The organism is Bifidobacterium asteroides (assembly GCF_019469425.1).
Lineage (GTDB): Bacteria > Actinomycetota > Actinomycetes > Actinomycetales > Bifidobacteriaceae > Bombiscardovia > Bombiscardovia asteroides_I.
Genome location: NZ_CP048272.1, coordinates 1,618,017 through 1,640,435, shown reverse-complemented (window position 1 = coordinate 1,640,435; position 22,419 = coordinate 1,618,017). Strand labels below are relative to the sequence as shown.

At 59.5% G+C, this 22,419-nt stretch carries 17 protein-coding genes and 1 pseudogene; 11 read left to right on the top strand and 7 right to left on the bottom strand.

The features are described from left to right. The first annotated feature begins 50 nt into the window (after positions 1 to 50). The 3 genes from guaB (at position 51) to GYM67_RS06715 (ending at position 3,941) form a co-directional block, all read left to right on the top strand. Positions 51 to 1,598, top strand: coding sequence for an IMP dehydrogenase (gene guaB, locus GYM67_RS06725; RefSeq protein ID WP_220236177.1), 1,548 nt, complete (start codon positions 51 to 53; stop codon positions 1,596 to 1,598). Positions 1,599 to 1,792: 194 nt separating this feature from the next. Continuing rightward, positions 1,793 to 2,494, top strand: coding sequence for an oligoribonuclease (gene orn / locus GYM67_RS06720; protein ID WP_220236176.1), 702 nt, complete (start codon positions 1,793 to 1,795; stop codon positions 2,492 to 2,494). A gap of 40 nt (positions 2,495 to 2,534) precedes the next feature. Then, positions 2,535 to 3,941, top strand: a complete 1,407-nt coding sequence (locus GYM67_RS06715; protein WP_220236175.1) for a PIF1 family DEAD/DEAH box helicase — start codon at positions 2,535 to 2,537, stop codon at positions 3,939 to 3,941. 33 nt (positions 3,942 to 3,974) lie between these two features. Here GYM67_RS06715 and GYM67_RS06710 read toward each other — a convergent pair whose 3' ends face one another. The 4 genes from GYM67_RS06710 to GYM67_RS06695 all read right to left on the bottom strand — a co-directional run bounded on the left by GYM67_RS06710 (position 3,975) and on the right by GYM67_RS06695 (position 7,789). Then, a complete protein-coding gene (locus tag GYM67_RS06710) occupies positions 3,975 to 4,457 on the bottom strand; it encodes a GNAT family N-acetyltransferase (protein ID WP_220236174.1) in 483 nt (160 codons plus the stop codon). A gap of 268 nt (positions 4,458 to 4,725) precedes the next feature. After that, the gene (locus GYM67_RS06705; protein ID WP_220236173.1) at positions 4,726 to 5,478 is read right to left on the bottom strand and encodes a hypothetical protein; all 753 of its coding nucleotides are present in this window, start codon (positions 5,476 to 5,478) and stop codon (positions 4,726 to 4,728) included. Positions 5,479 to 5,504: 26 nt separating this feature from the next. Continuing rightward, entirely contained in the window at positions 5,505 to 6,764 is a 1,260-nt protein-coding gene (locus tag GYM67_RS06700; protein ID WP_220236172.1) for a hypothetical protein, read from the bottom strand. A 239-nt stretch (positions 6,765 to 7,003) separates the two neighbouring features. Continuing rightward, positions 7,004 to 7,789: an ABC transporter ATP-binding protein gene (locus GYM67_RS06695; RefSeq protein ID WP_220237447.1), complete on the bottom strand. Its 786-nt coding sequence runs from the start codon at positions 7,787 to 7,789 to the stop codon at positions 7,004 to 7,006. Between the two features lie 849 nt (positions 7,790 to 8,638). On the opposite strand from GYM67_RS06695, the gene GYM67_RS06690 reads away from it, so the two are divergent. Continuing rightward, complete coding sequence (locus GYM67_RS06690) at positions 8,639 to 10,453, top strand: proline--tRNA ligase (RefSeq protein WP_220236171.1); 1,815 nt, start codon at positions 8,639 to 8,641, stop codon at positions 10,451 to 10,453. A gap of 115 nt (positions 10,454 to 10,568) precedes the next feature. Here the strand turns inward: GYM67_RS06690 and GYM67_RS06685 are convergent, their stop codons facing one another. Beyond that, positions 10,569 to 11,423: an exodeoxyribonuclease III gene (locus GYM67_RS06685; RefSeq protein ID WP_220236170.1), complete on the bottom strand. Its 855-nt coding sequence runs from the start codon at positions 11,421 to 11,423 to the stop codon at positions 10,569 to 10,571. Positions 11,424 to 12,545: 1,122 nt separating this feature from the next. Here GYM67_RS06685 and GYM67_RS06680 point away from each other — a divergent pair. Then, positions 12,546 to 13,058 carry a single-stranded DNA-binding protein gene (locus GYM67_RS06680; RefSeq protein WP_220236169.1) on the top strand — a complete coding sequence of 171 codons (513 nt, stop codon included), beginning with the start codon at positions 12,546 to 12,548 and terminating at the stop codon, positions 13,056 to 13,058. A 118-nt stretch (positions 13,059 to 13,176) separates the two neighbouring features. Here the strand turns inward: GYM67_RS06680 and GYM67_RS06675 are convergent, their stop codons facing one another. Then, the gene (locus GYM67_RS06675) at positions 13,177 to 15,270 is read right to left on the bottom strand and encodes a M13 family metallopeptidase (RefSeq protein WP_220236168.1); all 2,094 of its coding nucleotides are present in this window, start codon (positions 15,268 to 15,270) and stop codon (positions 13,177 to 13,179) included. A gap of 174 nt (positions 15,271 to 15,444) precedes the next feature. Here GYM67_RS06675 and GYM67_RS06670 point away from each other — a divergent pair, with 174 nt between their 5' ends. From GYM67_RS06670 to GYM67_RS06660, 3 genes are all read left to right on the top strand, one after another. Next, the gene (locus GYM67_RS06670; protein ID WP_220236167.1) at positions 15,445 to 16,143 is read left to right on the top strand and encodes an HdeD family acid-resistance protein; all 699 of its coding nucleotides are present in this window, start codon (positions 15,445 to 15,447) and stop codon (positions 16,141 to 16,143) included. A gap of 103 nt (positions 16,144 to 16,246) precedes the next feature. After that, complete coding sequence (map, locus tag GYM67_RS06665) at positions 16,247 to 17,023, top strand: type I methionyl aminopeptidase (RefSeq protein ID WP_220236166.1); 777 nt, start codon at positions 16,247 to 16,249, stop codon at positions 17,021 to 17,023. Between the two features lie 352 nt (positions 17,024 to 17,375). After that, positions 17,376 to 18,665, top strand: coding sequence for a citrate synthase (locus GYM67_RS06660; RefSeq protein ID WP_220236165.1), 1,290 nt, complete (start codon positions 17,376 to 17,378; stop codon positions 18,663 to 18,665). Between the two features lie 19 nt (positions 18,666 to 18,684). Here GYM67_RS06660 and dapD read toward each other — a convergent pair whose 3' ends face one another. After that, positions 18,685 to 19,644 (bottom strand): 2,3,4,5-tetrahydropyridine-2,6-dicarboxylate N-succinyltransferase, encoded by a 960-nt coding sequence (dapD, locus tag GYM67_RS06655; RefSeq protein WP_220236164.1) that lies wholly within the window; start codon positions 19,642 to 19,644, stop codon positions 18,685 to 18,687. Between the two features lie 147 nt (positions 19,645 to 19,791). Between dapD and GYM67_RS09295 the strand changes: the two genes are divergently transcribed. From GYM67_RS09295 to ftsE, 3 genes and pseudogenes are all read left to right on the top strand, one after another. Further along, positions 19,792 to 19,923 carry a hypothetical protein gene (locus tag GYM67_RS09295; protein ID WP_255297770.1) on the top strand — a complete coding sequence of 44 codons (132 nt, stop codon included), beginning with the start codon at positions 19,792 to 19,794 and terminating at the stop codon, positions 19,921 to 19,923. A 107-nt stretch (positions 19,924 to 20,030) separates the two neighbouring features. Further along, positions 20,031 to 21,164 carry a peptide chain release factor 2 gene (gene prfB / locus GYM67_RS06650; protein ID WP_220236163.1) on the top strand — a complete coding sequence of 378 codons (1,134 nt, stop codon included), beginning with the start codon at positions 20,031 to 20,033 and terminating at the stop codon, positions 21,162 to 21,164. Between the two features lie 97 nt (positions 21,165 to 21,261). Beyond that, a pseudogene (gene ftsE / locus GYM67_RS06645) lies at positions 21,262 to 22,293 on the top strand (cell division ATP-binding protein FtsE); the annotation flags it as partial. Positions 22,294 to 22,419 lie beyond the last annotated feature (126 nt).

Sequence of the window (22,419 nt, the reverse complement as noted above, 5' to 3'; positions counted from 1 at the left end):
GTACGAACACGGTACCGTTAGCGGTCAAGAAGCACTTGTAGCATGGTGCTATGGCTAAGGAAAACCCACAAAGCGAACCCTCCTCCTACACTCAACTGCCCGACGCCTTCCAGAAAATTGGTCTGGCCTATGATGACGTCCTCCTGCTGCCCAACGAATCCGATGTCATTCCCTCCGAGGTGGATACCACCACCCGGCTGACTCGGAACATCACCATGAAGTCCCCGGTCCTCTCGGCTGCCATGGACACGGTCACCGAGGCTACCATGGCCGTGGCTATGGCCCGCAACGGCGGCATCGGCGTCCTCCACCGCAATCTCAGCATCGAAGATCAGGCCAATCAGGTCGACATCGTCAAGCGGTCCGAGTCCGGCATGATCTCCGACCCCCTGACCGTCACACCAGATGCCACACTGACCGACCTGGACAAGCTTTGCTCCACCTACAAGGTCTCCGGTCTGCCCGTGGTGGATCGTCGGCAGCGGCTGGTGGGCATCATCACCAACCGTGATATGCGTTTTGTCAATCCTGCTGACTTCGACCGGCTTAAGGTCAGCGACATTATGACCAAGGACCATCTGATCACCGGTCCGTCCGACATCACCAAGGAAGATGCCCACCAGCTTCTGGCCAAGTACAAGGTGGAGAAGCTTCCCCTGGTTGATGACGAGGGCAAGCTGACCGGGCTGATCACCGTCAAGGACTTCGTCAAGACCGAGCAGTACCCCGAGGCGACCAAGGACGAGCGTGGCCGGTTGCGTGTGGCTGCGGCCGTCGGTTTCTTCGGTGATGCCTGGCAGCGCATCACCGCTCTGGCCGATGCCGGGGTTGACGTTCTGGTCGTGGACACCGCGCATGGTCATGCCAAGCTCATGCTGGACATGATTCGCAGGATCAAGGCTGATCATGCCTTCGACCATGTGGATGTGATCGGCGGCAACGTGGCCACCCGCGAAGGTGCCCAGGCTCTGATCGATGCTGGTGTTGACGCGGTCAAGGTCGGCGTGGGCCCCGGCTCCATCTGCACCACTCGCGTGGTTGCTGGCGTGGGCGTGCCCCAGCTGACTGCCGTCTACGATGCCGCGCTGGCCTGCCGTCCTGCCGGCATCCCTCTGGTGGCCGATGGCGGAATCCATTACTCGGGAGACATTGCCAAGGCCGTCGTGGCGGGAGCCGATTCGGTCATGCTGGGGGGTCTGCTGGCAGGCACCGAGGAAGCCCCTGGCGAGAAGGTCCTCCTGCATGGCAAGCAGTACAAGGTCTATCGGGGTATGGGATCGCTCGGCGCTATGGCCCCGCGCGGCAAGAAGAGCTACTCCAAGGACCGCTACTTCCAGGCCGACGTGACAAGCTCCGACAAGGTGGTGCCAGAGGGTGTCGAGGGCGAGGTGCCCTATCGCGGTCCGCTCAACTATGTGCTCTACGAGCTGGTCGGCGGACTGCATCAGACCATGTTCTACACCGGTGCCCGCACCATCCCCGAGCTGCAGCGCAAGGGCAGGTTCATTCGGATCACCGATGCTGGTCTGCGTGAATCACATCCCCATGACATCGTCATGACCAAGGAGGCCCCCAACTACTCAGGTTTCCACAACTGAGTCTACATAGGCAGGTGATCGGCGCAGGGTCTCATCATGACCTGCGCCGATTGCTTATCTCAAGTCAGTCATGGTCCGGTCGGTTGTGCTGGCGAACACTCCGCCGGTCACGTGCTGGCGGTATTTTGTAACGTTCCGCACAAGGCGGCGGAAGGATCGACCCGGGCAGCAACCCGGATCTGAAAGGCATACAGATGAGCGATAAGAATGAACTGACCTTCACTGCGGAGGAATCCCGCATGATCTGGATAGACTGCGAGATGACCGGTCTGGATATCTTCCATGACGAGCTGTGCGAGGTCTCCGTGGTTCCCACCGACTTCAACATGAAGGTCCTGGACAAGGGCATCGATCTGGTCATCAAGCCCTCCCAGGCGGCCCTGGACCATATGGGGGATTTCGTCAGGAAGATGCATACCTCCTCCGGCCTGATCGAGGAGATGAAGACCGGCCTTGACCTGGAGGATGCCCAGCGTCAGGTGATCGAGTACGTCAAGCCCTTCTTGCCCAAGAACGGCAAGGCTCATCTGGCAGGCAACTCGGTGGGTTCTGATAAGAAGTTCCTTGACAGGTACATGCCCGACTTGATGAATCTTCTGCACTACCGGGTCATTGACGTGAGCACCCTCAAGGAGCTGTCGCGCCGCTGGTACCCGGACGTCTACAAGAACAAGCCGGCCAAGCATGGCGGTCACAGGGCCCTGGCCGACATCATCGAGTCCATGGACGAACTGCGCTACTACCGCTCCATGTTCTTTGTTCCTGCCCCCGGACCTGATCAGGCCCAGTCCAAGGCCGGAGCGGAACAGATCGAGCAGACCAGTCTTCTGCGCCATTACGAAGAGTCCGGCAATCCTGTCGAGGATGCCAATAAGCCTGAGAAGACCGACTACTGACAGGCGTGGCCATGTACCTCTGACGTGGCACCATGGAGGCATGCAGCAATCCGAAGCCTTGACCATATTGAGTGCGGGGGCCAATGCCTTCATCACAGGTGCCCCAGGGTCAGGCAAGACTTTTGTGCTCAACGAGTTCGTCCACCAGGCCCGGCAGGCCGGAGCGGTTGTGGCGGTGACAGCCTCGACCGGAATTGCCGCTACGCACATCAACGGCCAGACTATCCACTCCTGGAGCGGTGTGGGAATCGCCACCTGTATGACGGAATCGCTCTTGAAGCGGATCAAGACCCGTCGTCGCAGGCAGATTGAAGGCACCGACATCCTGGTCATCGACGAGGTCTCCATGATGCACGCCTGGCTCTTCGACATGGTGGACCAGGCCTGCCGGGCTGTTCGCCACAGCCCCGAGCCTTTCGGAGGGATCCAAGTGGTCCTTTCCGGGGATTTCTTCCAGCTGCCGCCGGTGACCCGGTCCAATCGAGCTGCAGGGATACTGCCCAGCCCTGAATTCCAGGCTGCCCGGGAACGCTATGCTCAGGTTGGCAAGGATCCGGACGGGTTCGTTACCGAATCACTGGTCTGGCGGGAACTGGACCCCGTCATCTGTTATCTGACTGAGCAGCATCGCCAGGACGATGGTCAGCTGTTGACCGTCCTGACTGATATCAGGGAGGGCGGCGTCACCCAGGAGGACCATGAGGTCCTGGCTGCCCGAGTCGGCGCAGTGCCTGCTCCTGGACAGGTCGCAGTCCACCTCTTCCCGGTCAACAAGCAGGCCGACACGCTGAATGACCAGCGCCTGGCCTCCATCGACGAAGAGGCCCACCATTACCAGGCCACATCCCGGGGCGAGACAAGGCTGGTTGAGCGGCTGAAGAAGAACATGCTGGCCCCCGAGGATCTGGCCCTGAAGACCGGAGCGGCGGTCATGGCTCTGCGCAACGACCAGGATCATCAATATGTCAACGGCTCCATAGGCACAGTCAGCGGATTCACCAGCTCGGCCAAGGGGGGATGGCCGATTGTCTCCTTCCAGAATGGCAATCTGGTCACTATGAAGCCGGCCGCCTGGGAGACTATGGATGGGGACACGGTCTTGGCCGCCGTCAATCAGGTTCCCCTTCGCTGCGCATGGGGGATCACTATCCACAAGTCCCAGGGGATGACCTTGGACAGGGCAGTCATGGACCTGAGACGGACCTTCGCGCCAGGGATGGGCTACGTGGCTCTCTCCCGTGTGGAAAGTCTGGATGGGCTCTACCTGACGGGCATCAATGAGCACGCCTTCCTGGTCTCTTCCGATGCCGTCGTTCTGGATACTGGTTTGAGGGCCGAGTCCAAGGCGGCTTGTGCCCGTCTGAAGGATGAGGGTTCTGAGTCTTTCACCAAGCGGGCCGTCGGCCAGGAACCAGAAGACGAATTCAGCCAGGACCAGCTTTTCTGAAGGGTCGTCCTTATTGGTCTTGGCCCGGTATGGTTATTTGGGTAGTTCGAGACGCCATGACAGGCGAACCATGTCTCTAAGGGTGATTCCGTTCTCGACAATGGGATGCGCGTAGCGATTTACAAAATAATTCCGTTCGATGCGGTCCATGCGAAACCCGCATGTCTGGTAGAAGCAAAGGGCCCCAAAACTGGTGGATCCGGTGCCGACTTCCAGTCTTCTCAGGCCCAGCCTGACAGTCTCCATCTTGGCTCGGTCTATTAATCTACTTCCAAGCCCCTGTCTGCGATAAGCGCGGTCCACACTGATATCGGCAATTTCCACGGTATCCGTTTTTGGTCTGACAAGCAGCATGACACCGGTCAGAGCTTGTCCCGTACGGATTTCATAGGCGCGGGAATGGGTGAAAACGTCACGAATTATCCGTTCTGAGGGATCGGCCTCCAGGAGGAGCGTCAAGTGCTCTGCGTCGAGGTTGGTAAAGGTCTGGATGGTCACACCCGGCTCTGAAGACATAGGTGCCCGCCTTATCCTAGCAAATCAGAAAACCTGTTCGTACAACTATCATATCTTGGCTGTCCTTATGGAGGAGGGATAGCTAGATAGATGCCAGATGTCAGGCTGCGGATTTACCGACCTTTCCTGTATGCGCTGTCTGGCTTTTGTTTCGGTTATGCGGGTCATATACGCAGGTCCGGTTGACTGCTGGGTGGATCCGGACAAGCTCCTGCGCTGTTAAGGCCCTCAGGATCTCACACCTCTCACAAGGAGTCGTGCCGACTCTTTATTTCTTGTCCATAATCATTCCCCGGCCTCCGGTGACCGTCCAGAGTATGACGGCGAAGACCGTCAAGACCGTGGCAATCGCCGGCCAAGTACCCTGTCCAGGAACGGGTGGTCTAACGTCCTCGGGGTATAGACGGAGCGACATTCCCATGCCTACTTGCATACCTTGGCTGGCGATATTAATCACTGCCAGCCCTGCGCCCAGTCCAAGCCCGTAGAAACAACCCAGTAATGCGATGCCGAGCATGACCGAAGATGCGTCGACTAGGCCGTTGCAGACAGCCAGCCTGAGCAGCGACTGTGCACTGGCCGAGTCGCCGCGGGAACTGGGTATGGTAAGGAGGAGGTTGAGAAGAAACGGCAGCATCAGCACGCCTGTCCCGGCGGCCAGGGCTCGCCAACGGACGCGCGCCAGGTTCAGGCGCTCCCATGTGGGCATAAGCGGGGCAAGCATGACCAAGGCGCATGCGCTGAACGCCGCGTAGGCCAGCTCGGCCATGGGTACGATACTGGGTACGGCGCTTTTGCCTTGTGGGCATTGGGTGTGCACGGCGCCGTTGAATACCGCTGCATGTGGATCGGGAACGCAGACGTATCCGTAATAGGCTGGCCGGGCATAGATCTTCCCGCCGGTAGCTGACGTGGAGGCAGAAGCAAGCAGGAAGGGCACGGCCGCAGCCAGCACGACGAATGCCAAGGCCGCCCATGGGCGGCGCCCAGCCAACCATCCGACCGAGATTCCGCCTTTCATGGAACCATGTCGATGCCGGCCACCCATCAGTGGTTCTTCCCCAGACCATCGATGACATCGGACGGCGTGACGGTGCAGCGTTCGATGTCAGAGAGGTTACGACGCACATAGGCATGGAAGTCTTCATTCGTAGCGTCGTTGAGCAGATCGGCGGCAGGGCCTCGGGCGCTTCCCAACCCAGAGATTGCGCTTCCCCCGCCCAGGGACTCGTAGGCGGTCTCTCTCATGCGCTGGGGCAGCTGCTCCAGCACGAAGGCGGACACGCTGGCACCGCCATCCAACGTCCGTTGTTTATACACGTTTTTAAGTGCCGTAGCCGCGCAGTCGGCATGAATGAATTCCTTCACGATGGCCTTCGTGACATCAGCTAGGTCGCTGTATCGTCCAGTGCGTTCGGTGACTGTGTCGGTCATCACCTGTATCTTCTTGCCGCCCAACTGTCGCAGTTCGGCCAGGCCTTGGCCGGTAAGATTCCATGCCTGGCCGTGGGTTGTGGGCGTAAAGGCGTTGCCCAGCAAAAGCACAAGACCCGATCTGCCCTCCACGCTGTCCTTGGGGAACCATGAGGCGACCGACTGCATATACCGCATGTAGCGTCTCAGCTGGGCATCATCATCCGGGTGGGCGCACACTGACAGCGGCACACCGTCTATGCTTTTGCACACAGGGGTGAACGGAACGGATCGGCGCCATTCTGCCAGGCTGGACATGGCGACCAGGCCCCCGGCAGCAGTCGGAACAAGCAGAAGCACCACCAATGGGGCGACTATCCATGACAGGCTGCGCCGCCACCGGTGTGCCGTCAGTATGCATGCCCCAGTGGATGCGGCCAGCACTACCGCGACTAAAATCCAGCGCATTGCCACAGCTGACGGATTAATCCTGAGCCCCGGCTCAGCACCGATGCCCGTGTCCATCACCGGCATCACCACGGATAGAGCCGACCCCCACATTCGGGGAAACACGTCCCCCTTGGGTACGCGCGGTATGAGCAGTACCACGCTGCCCCAACACAGGATCGCAGGCAAGAGTGTGGCCGGCACCATGGACCAGCGGCTGCCCATGATGGCGCCGAGCGCATAACCGAGGGCGAACATTGCCGCCGGCACTGCCATGCCCATGAGCAAGGCCCCCAAGGGAACTGATCCGCCCGTGGATTGCAGAGTCTGGACAATGGCGGGAAGACAGCCCGCCACATAGGCCAGGGAGCACAATGCAGCGCCCTTGAGGACAGGTGCGCTGTATCTGCGGACGGCCGACCCCCCGATCCAGGGCGGCGCAATCATGGACCGCGGGGAGCATGCTTTCCAGGCACTCCACGCACCAAACATGCAGGCAATCACATCCGTCACTAGATGCATCCAGGTCAGGTCAAGCTGCAAGGCGGCGTTTGGCAACACCCGCAGGGACGCGTCTGGTCGGCCGACGCCGTAGTTGCGCACCGATAATGCAGCCGGATATGCCATCATTGACAGAAAGAACACCAGCGAGCTTATCGGCGATAGGGGATTGAGTAGCCGGACCATCATGAGACCCCTTCCTGGTCGGATGGCAGGTGTCCAGTCCCCGTCAGAAGCTGTCGATAACCAGACTCCCAAGGCGATGCCATTGAGTCCTCAGGACTGGCCAAGGCTGCGAGATCATCCATGTGTCCGTCCAGGAGCAGATGCCCATGATTGAGCACCAGCACACGGTCGGCAATTGCGGCCAGATCCTCAACCAAATGCGTACTTACCAGCACCGTGTGACTGTCCGCATAGGCGTCGAGGAATCTACGTACCTCAATGCGCTGCACCGGGTCGAGGCCAACGGTCGGCTCATCCAAGACGAGCACGTCGGGACGGGCAACAATCGCACAAGCGATGCCCACCCGTTGACGCATGCCGCCGGACAGGCTGCGCACTGGGCGGTGGGATTCCCCGGACAATCCCACCTGCTCCATGGCCCACACTGCTGCATCGCAGGAAGCACTCCAGGACAAACCACGCGCCCATGCGGCATACCGCACGTTGCGCATGAGGCTGGAGGCATCCATCAGCTCGAAGGATTGCGGCAAATAGCCAATCCGGCTCCTGGCCCGACGTCGTCCAGAGCTGGTCAGCACATGCGCCCCGGCAATCTTCACATCGCCCGTCGAAGGTCGCGATAAGGTGGTTACAATATTCAGAAGGGTCGTCTTGCCGGCACCGTTCGGACCCAGCAGGCCGTATACGCCATTGTTGAAGCTCAACGATACATCGGATAGCACCTGTCTATGTCCGTATGAGAAACAAACATGCGACAGGGAAACGCACACTTTATAAGTCACTATTGAACCAAACTGTAAAAAAAGAGAAGCGGTCCTTCTTCTGCAAAGAACCGCTTAACCAACCGAGTAGTCTTACGGGTTTCCTACCTCCAAACTCACAGGGTTACCGCTTGGAACATCGTTAACACCTAATGGACACCCACCCGAATAGCTGGTGCCGTTCTTGATCCAACCGGTGTATTGATCGGGCCATAATCTACAGGCAATCTTTGCCCTGGCATATCGAGGCGAGTTCTTACAAGTATTTTTGGCTTGGTTGTTATGTCGAGCAGCTCGGCACGGGACAGATACCCTCATCCCCGAAAACGTCACCGCCTCATCAGCATATACTACTGCTGGAACTGCTGCAAACATACCAAGCGCAGCAACAGCAGCGAGAAGTTGTCTCATTGTTTTGAAGAACTTCATTGTTCCTTCCTATTGAGCCCATTCTCCAAGAGAGAATTCTCTTAATAATTGAGTTTAAAATAAATTATTATACGAGTCAAATCCGGCTTTCGCTGCGCGCCTTCCCAGATCCGCGGGTGTCATGATCGGCCCCGATCGTCCTCTGGGCTGTGGCCACCATGGCTATGTGTAATTGGCGTGATTGATAATACCGATTCCAACGAGTCCTATCCGCAATCGGTCAATGCTGCGTATTTCATGGCTTCATCTTTACGATTGCGTCTGGGCAAGCATTGTTTTTTGGGGATGATTTTCTCTCAACATCGTTGGGTAGTCGTATGCAACGATAGCGTGCGTCTCTGTGAGAGCGCCCATAACCGCAGGGTTCTGGGCTCGCTTTAAGAGAATAATTATAGGCCATCCTCAATGGCTGCTTGTCCCTTTGCGCGCATATCTTTGGGAGGTATGAGAACCAAAGCCATGCGCATGTCAACCCTCTTTCTGCGGACCCTCAGGGAGGATCCGGCTGATGCCGATGTGGACTCGGCCAAACTCCTGCAGCGGGCCGGATACGTCCGCAAGGTGGCCCCTGGCATTTTCACCTGGCTGCCCTTGGGTCTGAAGGTCCTTGACAAGGTCCAGGCTGTGGTCCGGGAGGAGATTAATGGCATTGGCGCCCAGGAAGTCCACTTCCCGGCCCTGCTGCCTCGCGAGCCCTACGAGGCCACCCACCGCTGGGAGGAGTACGGTGAGAATCTCTTCCGCCTCCAGGACAGGCACGGCGCTGATTATTTGCTGGCTCCCACCCACGAGGAAATGTTCACCCTTTTGGTCAAGGACATGTACTCCTCATACAAGGACCTACCGGTTGTTCTCTACCAGATCCAGACCAAGTACCGCGACGAGTTCCGTCCCCGCGCCGGGCTGATCAGGGGTCGCGAGTTCATCATGAAGGACGCTTATTCCTTCACCGTGGACGAGGAGGGGCTGAAGAAGGCCTACCAGGATGAGCGCGGCGCCTATGAGCGAATTTTCAAGCGTCTGGGAGTCAATTACGTGATCGTTCACGCGGTTTCCGGGCCCATGGGGGGATCCGAGTCCGAGGAATTCCTGGCTCCGCTGCCCATAGGCGAGGACACCTTTGCTCTGGCGCCCTCGGGGAAGGCATGGAACGTGGAGGCGCTGACCACACCGCGTCCCGATTCCGTCGACTACGCTGAGACCCCGGTTATGCAGGAGCTGGAAACTCCCGACTCGACTACTATCGACACTCTGGTGGAGCGGTTCAACCAGCTGCATCCTCGTGAGGACGGCCGTGACTGGACCGCTGCCGATACTCTGAAGAACCTGATTGTGGCCGTCAATCACCCTGCGGATGATGACCATCCCGATGGCTGGCGGGAGCTGGTGGCCGTTGGCCTGCCGGGCGACCGTCAGGTGGATATGAAGCGGCTGGAGGCCCAGTTCGCCCCGGCCGAGATCGAGGAAGCCAGTGAGGCTGACCTGGCTGCTCACCACGAGCTGGTCAAGGGATACATTGGTCCCCGTGTTCTGGGCCCTCAGCGTTCGGACACCGAGTCCGCAGCCCATATCCGCTACTTCCTCGACGCCCATGTGGCCCCTGGCTCAGCCTGGGTGACCGGGGCTGATGCCCAAGGCGTGCATCTGGCCAATGCGGTCTATGGGCGCGACTTCCGAGCTGACGGAGTGGTGGAGGCAGCCGAGGTCCGTCACGGGGACATGAGCCCTGACGGATCAGGGCCGCTCAGCTTCGAGCGTGGCGTGGAGATAGGCCAGGTCTTCCAGCTCGGACTGAAATACTCTGACGCGCTGGGGTTGAAGGTCCTGGACCGCAACGGCAAAGCGGTGCCGGTCTGGATGGGCTGCTACGGCATCGGCATCTCCCGCGTGCTGGCCTGCATCGCCGAGATGCATCACGACGATAAAGGTCTGGCCTGGCCCAAGGCTGTGGCTCCTGCCGCGGTTCATGTGGTGGCCACCGGCAAGAAGCAGGAGGCCTTCGATGCTGCTGAGAAGCTGGTTGCCGGCCTGGAGGACCGTGGCGTTGAAGTTCTCTACGATGACCGGCCCAAGGTGTCTCCGGGGGTCAAGTTCAAGGATGCAGAGCTGATTGGGGTGCCCTTGGTCGCTATTGCCGGTCGCGACACCATCGCCAACGGCACTATTGAGATCCGCAACCGCGACGGCTCGGATGCGCAAGCTGTTCCTGCTGATGATGCCGCTCAGACGATCGTGGATCGGATTGCAGCCCTGCAGTAGGGTATGCATGCCGCACTCATAGTGCACTATAGAGAGGTGGAGCCTTGGTCACACCATGATGTGACCAAGGCTCCACCTCTTGGTTGTATTGCTTTGGGGTCAGGAATCTATCCGGTCAGATGCGGAGCAGAATGGGCAGGTGATCCTGGCGCTCGCCGGTGTCCACGGGTTCGCTGGTACTGACCTGGTCAGCGATCCGGTTGGAGGTCAGCCAGTAGTCGATGCGCCAGCCGGAGTTATTGATCTTGCTCTTCGGGGCCCGCTGGGCGAACCAGGTGTAGACGCTGCGGTGGTCGTTGTAGAAGCCTGCGGCATCGCCATGAATCTTACGGAAGGTGTCGGTGAAGCCTGCATCCAGCAGAAGGCCGAACTTCTCGCGCTCCTGGTCGGTGAAGCCGGCGGAATGGTGGTTGGAGGCCGGGTTGGCGATGTCGATCTCCTCGTGGGCCACATTGAAGTCGCCACAGGCCAGGACCGGCTTGCGGGCATCCAGTTCCTTCAGGTAGCGACGATAGCAATCGTCCCAGATGCCGCGCGGCTTGAGCCTGACCAGTCCCGATCCGGAATTGGGAGTGTAGACCGTGGTGACGAAGCAGTCCGGGAACTCCAGGGTGAGCATGCGGCCCTCGTCGTCCATGGTGTCTGGAGCTCCGATGCGGGGGCGGGTCACGGTAGGTTCTGGCAGGCTCTTGCGGTAGAGCATGAGCGTGCCTGCGTAGCCTGTGCGGGCCGGAGCCTCGGAGCGACGGTCCGCCTCATGGTAATCGGGGAAGTAGCGCATGAGCGCCTTAAGGATGCCCGCGGATTTCTTCTGGTCACCGTTGAGTTTGGTCTCCTGGATGGCTACGACATCGGGGTCCAGGTCCCGGATGGTTTCCACCACTTTCAGGGAGAGGGCGCTGCGGCTGCTCTTGCCCAGCAGGGCGGCGTTGAGTGAATCGATATTCCAACTGACCAGCGTGTGAACCATGACTGCGGGTCCTTCCAAACCGTGCCGATGTATCTGCTCTCACAGTTTAGCCCAGGACCAATGCTCGATGGCCCTAGGCAGTGAAGGGGACATTCCGAATCCGGTTATGGGTTTGGTTGATGTATTTTGGCATTTGCACAGGAGACATCGGTAAATCAGGCCTCCATCGAGATACGCCGAGTGAATGCCATCTTCGAATGCTGCTCACCTGGTTTCTCTCGTCGATCTTGCGGTCTTGCTTTCACGTCAACGCATTAGCCTCTACCAGAATGATTCACGCTCAGCGACTGTTCGAGGATGCTGCGACCTTCTCCAGTTCGGAAAGGAGTTGCCTGTGTCTTGCGCAGCCGTATGTTTTCTGACGGATAGCGACTGGTTACGGCTGTCCATATGAAGTGTTCATGAGGTAATCGGATCAACATAATTGGTGGCGGCTTGTCCTATAGCGCAGGCCGCCACCCATCATCGGTGATTAAGCCATAGGAATTAAAAGCAAGGGCCGCCCATGAGCCATTGTCTGGATTTATGTATGCTGTGTTCTGTTCTTCCTGAAGTATCGGCTCAACAATGTAACCAGTATGTCGGCTGTCGCTATCCCTGCTGCGCATCCCGCTATCGACACTACGCCTGCAATCGCTTCTACAATTACGTTGTGCCCACCTCTCTGCTTGAATAATTCCCGATTATGAGTCATTGAAGCATTATCGCCATTGACGTTTACCAGCATCCAAGCCATCCAATTTTCGTCATCATATTTTCCCTCTGTTCTCGACTTTTCATAATTATGGGTAAATCCACTTCGCTTTACCGAATGAATAGGTCTACGTAGCAAAAGACCTATTTCATGTTTCTTACTGAAGAAAGATTGTTTGTCCACAATGTGAGTGAGCCGAGCCTGTTCGGCCACAATGGTCTGCGGGTCAGGTGCGCAGACATGGGTGGAGGCAGGATGGATTCACCGTTCGATGGAGGGTTCCTGGCCAGGGCCAGTACCTTCCCCCGCTCCGATTATCCGCGCTCTGGTCAGGGATCCTCCGTCGAACGGCCTCACTGCCGCACGAACAGGAATCGGCCGGCAGATTTGCAGAGTCGTACTCATAACATCTACAGAAAGGTGCCGGTATGTCCATCAACGAAATAAAAACGACCGTCTTCGGCTTCATGGGGACCCGGCCAGCGCGTCTGGGACAGCCGGGGACCGCACCGGTCTGTTCTTTCAGACTGGGCTCTACGCCGGCCTATTACGACGCAGCAGCCGGGGTATGGAAACGAAAATCCACCACCTGGCTGACGGTCAAGGCCTTCAGGACTTTGGCGATCAATGCCCTGGCCTGTCTGCACAAGGGCGATCCGGTCATGGTGACGGGATCCTTGGTGACGGAGGAGTGGACCAGTGAAGGTCAGCAACATAGCAGCCTGGTCTTGGTGGCGGATGGCATCGGCCACGACCTGGCCCGTGGACAGGATACCTTCACCAGAATCCGATCGGGTGCTGTGCCTGTTGATGAGGGGGCGGACGGTCCGGATCCTTGGAACACGCCGCTATCATCTTCACCGTCCGAAACGGCATCCGCCTCTGCACCATCTGCGTCATCCGCGGCTGAGCGGACATCGGTGAAGGATTCCAATGCATGAGCAACGGTTGCTTCGGCAGAACAAGACGACGGTGGAAGGCCGACTGATTCCCGTCGCCCTCCCACCTTAATCAGCAGGCTCATTAAAACCGGCAACCAACGATCTCAAACGAACCGGTTTACCAGATCTTGACCCGTGCTTCGGGTTCCAGCCACATGCCGTCGTCGGCTGTGACCTCGAAGGCCTGATAGAAGCGATCTACATTCCTGACGATGCCGTTGGTGCGGAATTCAGCAGGAGAGTGGGGATCGATCCGCAGATACTGTTCGGCCAGCTGATCTCTGTTCTTGGTCCTCCAGATGGAGGCATAGGACAGAAAGAACCGCTGCAGGCCAGTGTAGCCGTCCATGACTGGAGCCGAGGCCAGTGCCTGGTCCATGGCTGTATCGTCTGTCCCGGCTGCGCCCTCCTCTTTTTTCTGCAAGGAGAGGGCATAGGCCTTGATGGCGATGTTGACGCCTCCCAGATCCCCGATGTTCTCGCCAATGGTCAGCGCTCCATTGACATGAGGTGCTTGCTCGGGCTTGTCGGCGTACTTCTCGGCAAGTTGTTGGGGGACAAACCCGTTGTACTGCTCAATGAGTGCCTTGGTCCGCTGCTCGAAGTTTTCGCGGTCCTGCGGGGTCCACCAGTCTTGCAGACGTCCGTCGCCGTCGTACTTAGAGCCCTGGTCGTCGAATCCGTGGCCGATCTCGTGGCCGATGACCGATCCGATGCCTCCGTAGTTGACGGCGTCATCGGCTTCAGGATCGAAGAAGGGCGGCTGCAGGATGGCTGCTGGGAAGACGATCACGTTCAGGGTGGGCTCGTAGTAGGCGTTGACCGTCTGAGGGTTCATCAGCCACTCTTCTTTGTCCACAGGCTGACCGGCCTTGTCAAATTGGTAGCCGGACTCGTAGAGGTTGGCCCGTCGCACGTTGTCGACCAGACCCAGCTTTTCGTCCACTGCCAGCGCCGTATAGTCGCGCCAGTGCTCGGTGTAGCCGATCTTGGGCGAGAATTTGTCCAGCTTGGCCAGAGCCTTGACCTTGGTCTGTTCGCCCAGCCAGTCGCTGGAGGTGATGGAGACCCGGTAGGCGTCGATCAGGTCCGAGACCAGTGCCTCCATGCGGGCTTTGCTGGAGGCAGGGAAGTGCCGGCGCACATATTCGCGTCCGACCTCCTCGCCGCAAATGCCGTTGACCAGGGAAACGGCTCGCTTCCAGCGGTCACGCATCTTGGTCGTGCCTGAAAGGACCTTGCCATAGAAGTCGAACCTGGCCTGATCGAAGTCGCTGCTAAGCAGGCCTGCCCACTCTATCAGAGTGTGCACGCGGGCCCAGAGCTTGAGATCCTTCAGGTCGCTGGTCTTCCAGAGCTCATTCAAGCCCTGCAGGAAGGAGGGCTCGTGCACGATGGTCCTGGACAGAGCTGTGCTCAGATCGACTGGTTGCAGACTGGCGACAGGGCTGGCTGCATATGCTTTCTGCCAGGACTCGATCCAGGTGTGCAGATCGAAATCGGCGAGTGTTGACTCCAGATCGGCCAAGGTGGTGGGGTTATATGTACGATCCTCATCTCTGGTGGACACGTTGTCCCAGTGGCGTGCCGCTATGCGCGTCTCGATCTCGAGGAAGGACTCCGCCTGCCTGTGGGCATCCTCCTGGTCGTCGGCGTAGCCGGAGAGTCTGAGCAGGGAGGCGACCATGTCGGTGTAGGCCTGGCGGACTGAGGCATAGCTCTTCTCCCGGTAGTAGGCCTCGTCCGGAAGCCCTAGCCCAGCCTGCTCCATATGGGCCACGTTGATGCCGGCCTTGCCTGGATCACCATAGATGGCAATGCCGAAAAGATCGGGGCCACCAGTGGGATTGAGTCGTCCCAGCAGGCTGGTCAGTGCCTTCTTGTCAGGCACGGCATCAATGGCCTGCAGGTCGGGGCGGATGGGTTCCATTCCCGCGGCTTCGATGGACTCGGTGTCCAGGAAACTGCGATAGAGCAGGGCTGACTTGACAGCCGGGGATTCAGGGTCTTCAAGAATTTCATGGATCTGCGCCTCGGCATCCTCAGCAAGCTTGTCGAAGGAGCCAAACCGGGAGCGGTCCTCGGGCAGGCTGTAGGTGTCGATCCAGGGGCCGTTGACGAAGCGGAACAGGTCGTCCTGGGGGCGAATGACCGAAGAGAAAGAGGCCGGATCGAGTCCGGAGGAGGTCGTGGGTTCTGTAGATTGTGCCATGCCACAAGCCTAGCCATCTTTGGTGACATGCCATGCCCTGAGGTAGCGGGGAATCAGCGGACTGGTGAATCATCCGTCGAAGGAAAAGCCGCGATTGCCCCCTTGGTGATTTAAACTTGGAAGACGGTAACAGGACGGCCGCTCGGTCGCCCTGAGCGAGTGAAAGAGGACGGTATGACGGATCCCATGCAGGGCGGTCAGCCCAACCAGTACGGTGGTCAGGATTCTTCGCAGAATAACGGCCAATACCAGAATAACTATGGTCAGTATGGGCAATACCCCGGCTACCAGGGGCGCTCGCCACGGATGGATCCATTTTCCATGATCGCTGAGGATCTGGGATTCAGAACCCTGCGGGCCATTCGCATCATAATGGGCGTCATGGGTGTTATTGGCGTCATCCTGGGCCTGGCCCTGCTGCTCAGGCCGGACAAGACCCTGATTGCCGTGACCGTGGTGTTGGGCATCTACTTCATCATCTCCGGCGTGGTCCGTCTGGCCACCTCCATCGTGACCAAGGGACTTCCCGGCGGTTGGCGTGTGCTAGGCGTCCTCTTTGGCGCTCTAATCGCTGTCGGCGGCATTGTCATCGTCAGGAACACGGCCTTGTCCGCTTCAGCGTTGACTTTGCTGGTCACTATCATTGTGGGCATCAGCTGGATCATGGAGGGCGTGATGAGTCTGGCCGCCTCCTGGGGACTCCCGCATTCAGGATGGGCCATCTTCTCGGGCATCGTCTCCATCATCGCCGGAATCATCGTCATGATCTACCCGCTGAGCTCCGTCATCTTCCTGGTTATTTTCAGCGGGTGCGCTCTTCTGGTGCTGGGAGTCGTCTCCATCATCAGGGCATTCACTTTCGGCCGGAGCTGAGAGCCGGACTCGTCCGACTGACCCGATAATACTGAGAGGTAGTACTTGGGCAGGACCCTGAGGGGTGGCACCCGCAGGCACCAATTCTGAAAGGACGCAGAGGATGATCGAGCTCAAAACCAAGCAGGAGATCGAACAGATGAAGCCGGCAGGCAGGTTCGTCGGCAGCATCCTCAAGGAGCTCAAAGCCAGGAGCAAACCTGGGGTTAACCTGCTGGAGCTGGACGACTACGTCAAGGACAGGATCAACTCCCGCAGGGGAGCCACCTCCTGCTATGTGGACTACGCGCCTGATTTTGGCACAGGCCCCTTCGCCCACTACATCTGCCTATCTGTCAACGATGCCGTCCTGCACGGGGTGCCGTATGATTACAACCTCAAGGACGGCGACCTGCTCTCCCTGGATCTGGCCATCAACGTCGACGGCTGGGTGGGCGACTCGGCCATCAGCTTCGTAGTGGGTGAGCATGCCGATCCAGAGGATCTGCGGCTGATTCGGACCACCGAAGAGGCCCTGAAGGCGGGCATCGCCCAGGCTCAGCCCGGCAACCGCCTGGGTGACATCTCCGCCGCAGTCGGTCAGGTTGCCCATGAAAACGGATACAGCGTCAACCTGGAGTTCGGCGGACACGGCGTAGGACGGATTATGCACGGCGATCCCCATGTGCCCAACGACGGTACGCCTCATCACGGTTACAAGCTGCGCCCGGGCCTGGTCATCGCCATTGAGCCCTGGTTCCTGGCGACCACTGATCAGATTTACCAGGATCCCAAGGACGGGTGGACCCTGCGTTCTGCAGACGGATCGCGCGGCGCCCACAGCGAGCACACCATTGCCATCACCGAGCAGGGGCCTGTCATCCTGACGACCAGGGACTGAGTCGAGGACTGCACGAGGCCGAATTAGGGCTATAAGGGACCCAGGAATGTCCACAATGTGGATGTTCCTGGGCCCCTCTTTGATACCGGTCCTGTTTGATGTCGGCCCTTCCTTTCCTGGCCTTGTGCCCGCAAGCTGGTGCTAGAGCGAAGACGGCACCGGCTTGGACCTGCGCGTTGTGGCTGGGGGGGGTGACAATTCACGCTTGTGGTTACAAGCCGGTAATCGAAGTCATGGTTGTTTCTGCTAGCATGTCGGCAATTCTACGCCGGTACAGGTGCCGGTAGCCTGATCCGGCATGGCCGTCGACTCCCTACTGGCACCTCACTGGTTGATTGACAGGAGGTGCGTGGTGTCTACAGCACGGTTGTCCATCGATTCCGAACAGGTTGATCTTCCCCTGGTTCGCGCCACTGAAGGGCCCGACGGCATTCTGGTCTCCTCCCTGCGCAACGACGGCTGGGTCACGCTGGATCCCGGCTTCCAGACCACAGCCCAGTGCGTCTCGGGAATCACTTTCATTGACGGCAAACGGTCCATATTGCGCTACAGGGGCTATGCCATAGAGGACCTATGTGCCCAGTCCAATTTCCTCGAAGTGGCCTGGCTGCTGTCCCACGGTGAATTGCCTGATGCCGAACAGTACCAGCGGTTCCGCAGCCACGTCCTGGGGTACACGGTCGTAGGGGAGGACTTCCGCCATCTGTTCTCGTCCTTCCCGCGCCAGGCTCATCCCATGAGTGTGCTGGCTGCGGCGGTCAATGCTCTGGCTGGCTTCCACCCGGATACCTGTGATGTTGACGATCCCGACCAACTGGATGAGGCCAGCGCCATCATCATGGCCAAGGTGCGCACCATCGTCTCCCTGATCCACCGTCGTCGTCGCGACCAGCCTCTGCTCTACCCGGACAGGACCTGGGGCTACGTGGAGGACTTCCTGCGGATGAGCTTCGCCGTGCCCTACCAGCCCTATCAGGCCGACCCTCTCAAGGTACAGGCCCTGGACAAGCTTCTGATCATCCATGCCGACCATGAGCAGAACTGTTCCACCTCGGTGGTCCGGATTGCCGGATCAGCCCAGGCCAACCTGTATTCGGCAGTAGCCGCCGGCATCAATACCCTGTCAGGCCCCCTGCACGGCGGGGCCAACGAGGCGGTGCTGCGCCAGTTGAAGAGCATACGGGATTCCGGTCTGAGCGTGCGGGGGTATGTGGACCAGGCAAAGAGCGAGGGTCGGAAAATCGCGGGTCTGGGCCATCGGGTCTATAAATCTTATGATCCGCGCGCGGCCATAGCCAAGCAGTGGCTCTACAAGCTCATGGATGAACCCGATCAGGATGAAAATGCTGAGGATACGGGACTCTTCGACGTGGCCTTGGAGCTGGAGGACCTGGCACTGCACGATGATTACTTCGTCGAGCGCCACCTCTATCCCAACGTGGACTTCTACACCGGGCTCATCTACCGTGCCATCGGCTTCGACCCGGAGATGTTCACCACACTCTTCGCATTAGGGCGCATCCCCGGATGGATGGCCCAGTACCGCGAGATGATGGACGATCCTGACACGAAAATCGGTCGTCCCAGGCAGGTCTATACCGGTCAGGGCCCGCGTGATTACCTGCCCATGGAACAGCGCTGAGCCCGATGGCCGCCTGGGCTCAGTTGGCGTGCAGCCGTTCGTTCAGCTCGATCCCCTTCTTGCGGGGCAGGGCCCTGACCTGGCCGGTGCGGGAATCGCGGATGAAGAGCAGATGATCCCGTCCGTTGAGCTCCGCCCCCTTGACCACCTGGTCGCCCAGGCTGATCTTGGTTCCGGCAGTGACATAGAGGCCGGCTTCGACCACGCAGTCGTCGCCCAGGGAGATGCCGATGCCGGCGTTGGCTCCAAGCAATGAGTGCTGGCCGATGGAGACCCGATGGCGGCCTCCGCCTGACAGGGTGCCCATGATGGAGGCACCGCCGCCGATGTCCGAACCGTCGCCGACCACGACACCCTGGGAGATCCGGCCTTCGACCATGGAATGGCCCAGGGTTCCGGCGTTGAAGTTGACGAAACCTTCATGCATGACCGTCGTTCCTGGTGCAAGGTGGGCTCCGAGCCGAATCCGGTCGGCGTTGCCGATGCGGACTCCATGGGGAACCACGTAGTCCACCATGCGGGGGAACTTGTCCACGCTCAGCACCGTTACCTGCGTCACCGGGATACCCGGCATGGACCGGCTGACTGCAGTCATGACATCTGATCTGCGCAGGGCGAAGTCCTCCACAGCGAAGGGTCCGTAGTTGGTCCAGACCACTGTGGTCAGTTGTTCGAAGATTCCATCAAGGTTCATGCTGTTAGGCGGAGTCAGACGCATGCTGAGCAGATGGAGTCGCAGATAGGCGTCGGCGGCATCGGCTACCGGGCCGTTCAGATCGGCCACGGTGAAGATAGGCACCCTTCGGATGCCACGGACGTCGGGCTGGATGTGGACCTGGTCACCGAAGTCGTGGCTGGGGCGGTTCGCCGGGGTCGGCGGCGTCGAGATCTCGGCCTTGGGGTACCAGACATCCAGGGTCCGGCCCTGCTCATCCAGGCTGGCCAGGCCCCAACCCCATGCGGTGCGTGCTGTGCTCATCGTTCCTCCTTCAGATGGTGCAGTCCTGTCGACATCAAGCTGTCTTACAGGATAAACCGGTCGATGCTCAAACACAGGCGGTCCGTCCGCTAGCCAGGTCTGGACGGTCGCCAGCCAGGTCCCAACCGATAGGTAAAATTATCAACTATGAGTGCCTACAGTCATGAGCGTGAGCGTCGGGAGCGCCGGCGCCGCAATACAGCCAGGGCGGTCTGCCTGGTCATTGCCGTGGCTTTGCTGGCCAGTCTTGTCATCCCTGCCATCTTCAGCGGCCTTTGACCCGGTCCGTCCGGTCGGCGGGAATCCGGCCGCCACAGGCAAGAGACAAATGGGAATGAAGACGGCGGCCGACTCGGTGGAGCCGGTCTGGAAAGCGGTGAGACGGTATGGCAGAGATGGATTTTGCTCAAGCATTGGAGCAGGCCAAGGCCAAGTACGAGATGATTTCCAAGGCGCTGGATCCGGAGGGTTTGCGCTCGCGCATTGCTGATCTGGAGCGTCAGGCCAGCGCGCCCGGACTCTGGGATGACCAGGAGAACGCCCAGAAGGTGACCAGCAGGCTCTCGGCCCTGCAATCCCAGCTCAAGCATCTGGAGTCCGCATCCTCCCGGCTGGACGATGTCCAGGCACTGGAGGAGCTGGGTCAGGAGGAGCATGATCAGGACACCCTGGTGGAAGCCCGCAAGGAGATCGACTCTTTGAGGTCCGACCTGGCTGACATGGAGATTCAGACCCTGTTGGACGGGGAGTATGACGAGCGCCCTGCCGTGGTCACCATTCGCTCGGGCGCCGGCGGTGTGGACGCGGCCGACTGGGCGCAGATGCTACTGCGCATGTACATGCGTTGGGCTGAGCGGCACGGCTTCTCAACCAAGGTCATGGACACCTCCTATGCGGAGGAGGCTGGCATCAAGTCGGCCACCTTCCAGGTGGACGCCCCCTACGCTTACGGCCGTCTGTCGGTGGAGGGCGGCACCCATCGTCTGGTGCGGATCTCGCCCTTTGACAATCAGGGCAGGCGGCAGACTTCTTTCGCTGCCGTCGAAGTCATTCCCCTAGTGGAACCAACCGACCACATTGACATCCCCGACTCGGACATCCGAGTGGACACTTACTGCTCCTCAGGCCCCGGCGGCCAGGGTGTCAACACCACCTATTCGGCCGTGCGCATTACCCATCTGCCGACAAACATCGTGGTCACCATGCAGGATGAGCGCAGCCAGATTCAGAACCGTGCGGCTGCCATGGCTGTTCTGCAGTCCCGGCTGTTGGTTCTGCGGCATGAAGAGGAGGCCAAGAAGAAAAAGGAGCTTGCCGGCGACATCAAGGCCAGCTGGGGGGATCAGATGCGTTCCTACGTGCTGCATCCCTACCAGATGGTCAAGGATCTGCGCACCGGATACGAGACCTCTGATACGCAGGGGGTCTTCGACGGCGACATTGATGCCTTCATCGAGGCTGGCATTCGCTGGCGGCATCAGCAGCGGGTCCAGGCCCGCGAGGAGGAAGCCAGCAAGTAGAGCTTCGTCCGGCCGCGGCTTGGTCGGTGTTTCATGAGTGAGTAGTGTCGGTCTTCTTGATAGCCTCTGTATGGGAATACCGAGGAACGGAGTGTAAATGGCGTTGATTTCGCTCAAGGGCGTGACCAAGATTTACCCCAAGGGGTCCCGCCCAGCCTTGGATAACATCAGCCTGGACGTCAATCGCGGGGATTTCGTCTTTCTGGTGGGCGCCAGCGGGTCGGGCAAGACCACTCTGCTGCGCCTGCTCTTGCGCGAAGAGGAGGCCACCGAGGGGGAGATCCGGGTGGCCGGCAACGACCTGCGACGTCTGCGCAACCGCGAGATCCCCGGATATAGGCGTTCCATTGGTTTCGTATTCCAGGATTACAAACTACTTAACAACAAGACCGTATGGCAGAACGTGGCCTTCACGCTGGAGGTCATCGGCGCGCGTCGGTCCACCATCAAGACCCTGGTGCCTCAGGTGCTCAAGACTGTGGGGCTGACCGGCAAGGAGCACAACTACCCCCACGAGCTTTCCGGCGGCGAGGCCCAGCGTGTGGCTCTGGCCCGGGCCTACGTCAACAATCCGGAAATTCTGCTGGCAGATGAGCCCACAGGCAATCTTGACCCCACCACCTCCCTGGGCATCATGGAGGTCCTGGATGCCATCAACAGGACTGGCACCACAGTGGTCATGGCCACCCACAACGAGGAGATTGTCAACTCCATGCGCAAGCGGGTGGTGGAGCTGCATACAGGTCGGATCATGCGTGACGAGGCCCACGGCTCCTATGATTCTTCACGCTTCTTCCCGGACGCCGAGGTTGCGGCGCGTTCTCATCACGCCATCGGGGATCCCAATGACGGCGATGCTCTGGACCGTGCACACGAGTCTGGAGTTGGTGGGCGCCGACCGGTTCAGGTTGTCGTGCAGGATGGGAGCGGTTCGGTTACCGAGCCCATCGCGGATGGAACCAAGGGGGCCAAGCAGGTGGTCCAGGCGGTTGCACAGGCCGTCAACCAGGGCCAGTACGGCGATGAGGGAATCGCACGGCTGGCCAAGTCCATGCATTCGGGGAGAACCGGACGTTATGGACAGGTCTTCACCCCAGTGGAGGAGACCCTGACCTGGGGCAAGGGTCTGGGCAGCCTTGAGTCCGCACAGGAAGATTCCAATCAGCACGAAGACGCGGCTGCAGGGCAGTCCGATCGGAAGACTGACTCTGACCCGGACGAGCGGTTCCGCAGGCCTGTGGCTCAGGGCAGCCAG

What these genes read in the sequence shown, in the direction of transcription:
- prfB (WP_220236163.1), top strand. Translation starts at nt 20,031, where the DNA reads ATGGCAGAGATGGATTTTGCTCAAGCATTGGAGCAGGCCAAGGCCAAG.
- GYM67_RS06690 (WP_220236171.1), top strand. Translation starts at nt 8,639, where the DNA reads ATGAGAACCAAAGCCATGCGCATGTCAACCCTCTTTCTGCGGACCCTC.
- GYM67_RS06710 (WP_220236174.1), bottom strand. Translation starts at nt 4,457, where the DNA reads ATGTCTTCAGAGCCGGGTGTGACCATCCAGACCTTTACCAACCTCGAC.
- GYM67_RS06680 (WP_220236169.1), top strand. Translation starts at nt 12,546, where the DNA reads ATGTCCATCAACGAAATAAAAACGACCGTCTTCGGCTTCATGGGGACC.
- GYM67_RS06675 (WP_220236168.1), bottom strand. Translation starts at nt 15,270, where the DNA reads ATGGCACAATCTACAGAACCCACGACCTCCTCCGGACTCGATCCGGCC.
- orn (WP_220236176.1), top strand. Translation starts at nt 1,793, where the DNA reads ATGAGCGATAAGAATGAACTGACCTTCACTGCGGAGGAATCCCGCATG.
- guaB (WP_220236177.1), top strand. Translation starts at nt 51, where the DNA reads ATGGCTAAGGAAAACCCACAAAGCGAACCCTCCTCCTACACTCAACTG.
- dapD (WP_220236164.1), bottom strand. Translation starts at nt 19,644, where the DNA reads ATGAGCACAGCACGCACCGCATGGGGTTGGGGCCTGGCCAGCCTGGAT.
- GYM67_RS06670 (WP_220236167.1), top strand. Translation starts at nt 15,445, where the DNA reads ATGACGGATCCCATGCAGGGCGGTCAGCCCAACCAGTACGGTGGTCAG.
- GYM67_RS06715 (WP_220236175.1), top strand. Translation starts at nt 2,535, where the DNA reads ATGCAGCAATCCGAAGCCTTGACCATATTGAGTGCGGGGGCCAATGCC.
- GYM67_RS06685 (WP_220236170.1), bottom strand. Translation starts at nt 11,423, where the DNA reads ATGGTTCACACGCTGGTCAGTTGGAATATCGATTCACTCAACGCCGCC.
- GYM67_RS09295 (WP_255297770.1), top strand. Translation starts at nt 19,792, where the DNA reads ATGAGTGCCTACAGTCATGAGCGTGAGCGTCGGGAGCGCCGGCGCCGC.
- GYM67_RS06705 (WP_220236173.1), bottom strand. Translation starts at nt 5,478, where the DNA reads ATGAAAGGCGGAATCTCGGTCGGATGGTTGGCTGGGCGCCGCCCATGG.
- GYM67_RS06700 (WP_220236172.1), bottom strand. Translation starts at nt 6,764, where the DNA reads ATGATTGCGCCGCCCTGGATCGGGGGGTCGGCCGTCCGCAGATACAGC.
- map (WP_220236166.1), top strand. Translation starts at nt 16,247, where the DNA reads ATGATCGAGCTCAAAACCAAGCAGGAGATCGAACAGATGAAGCCGGCA.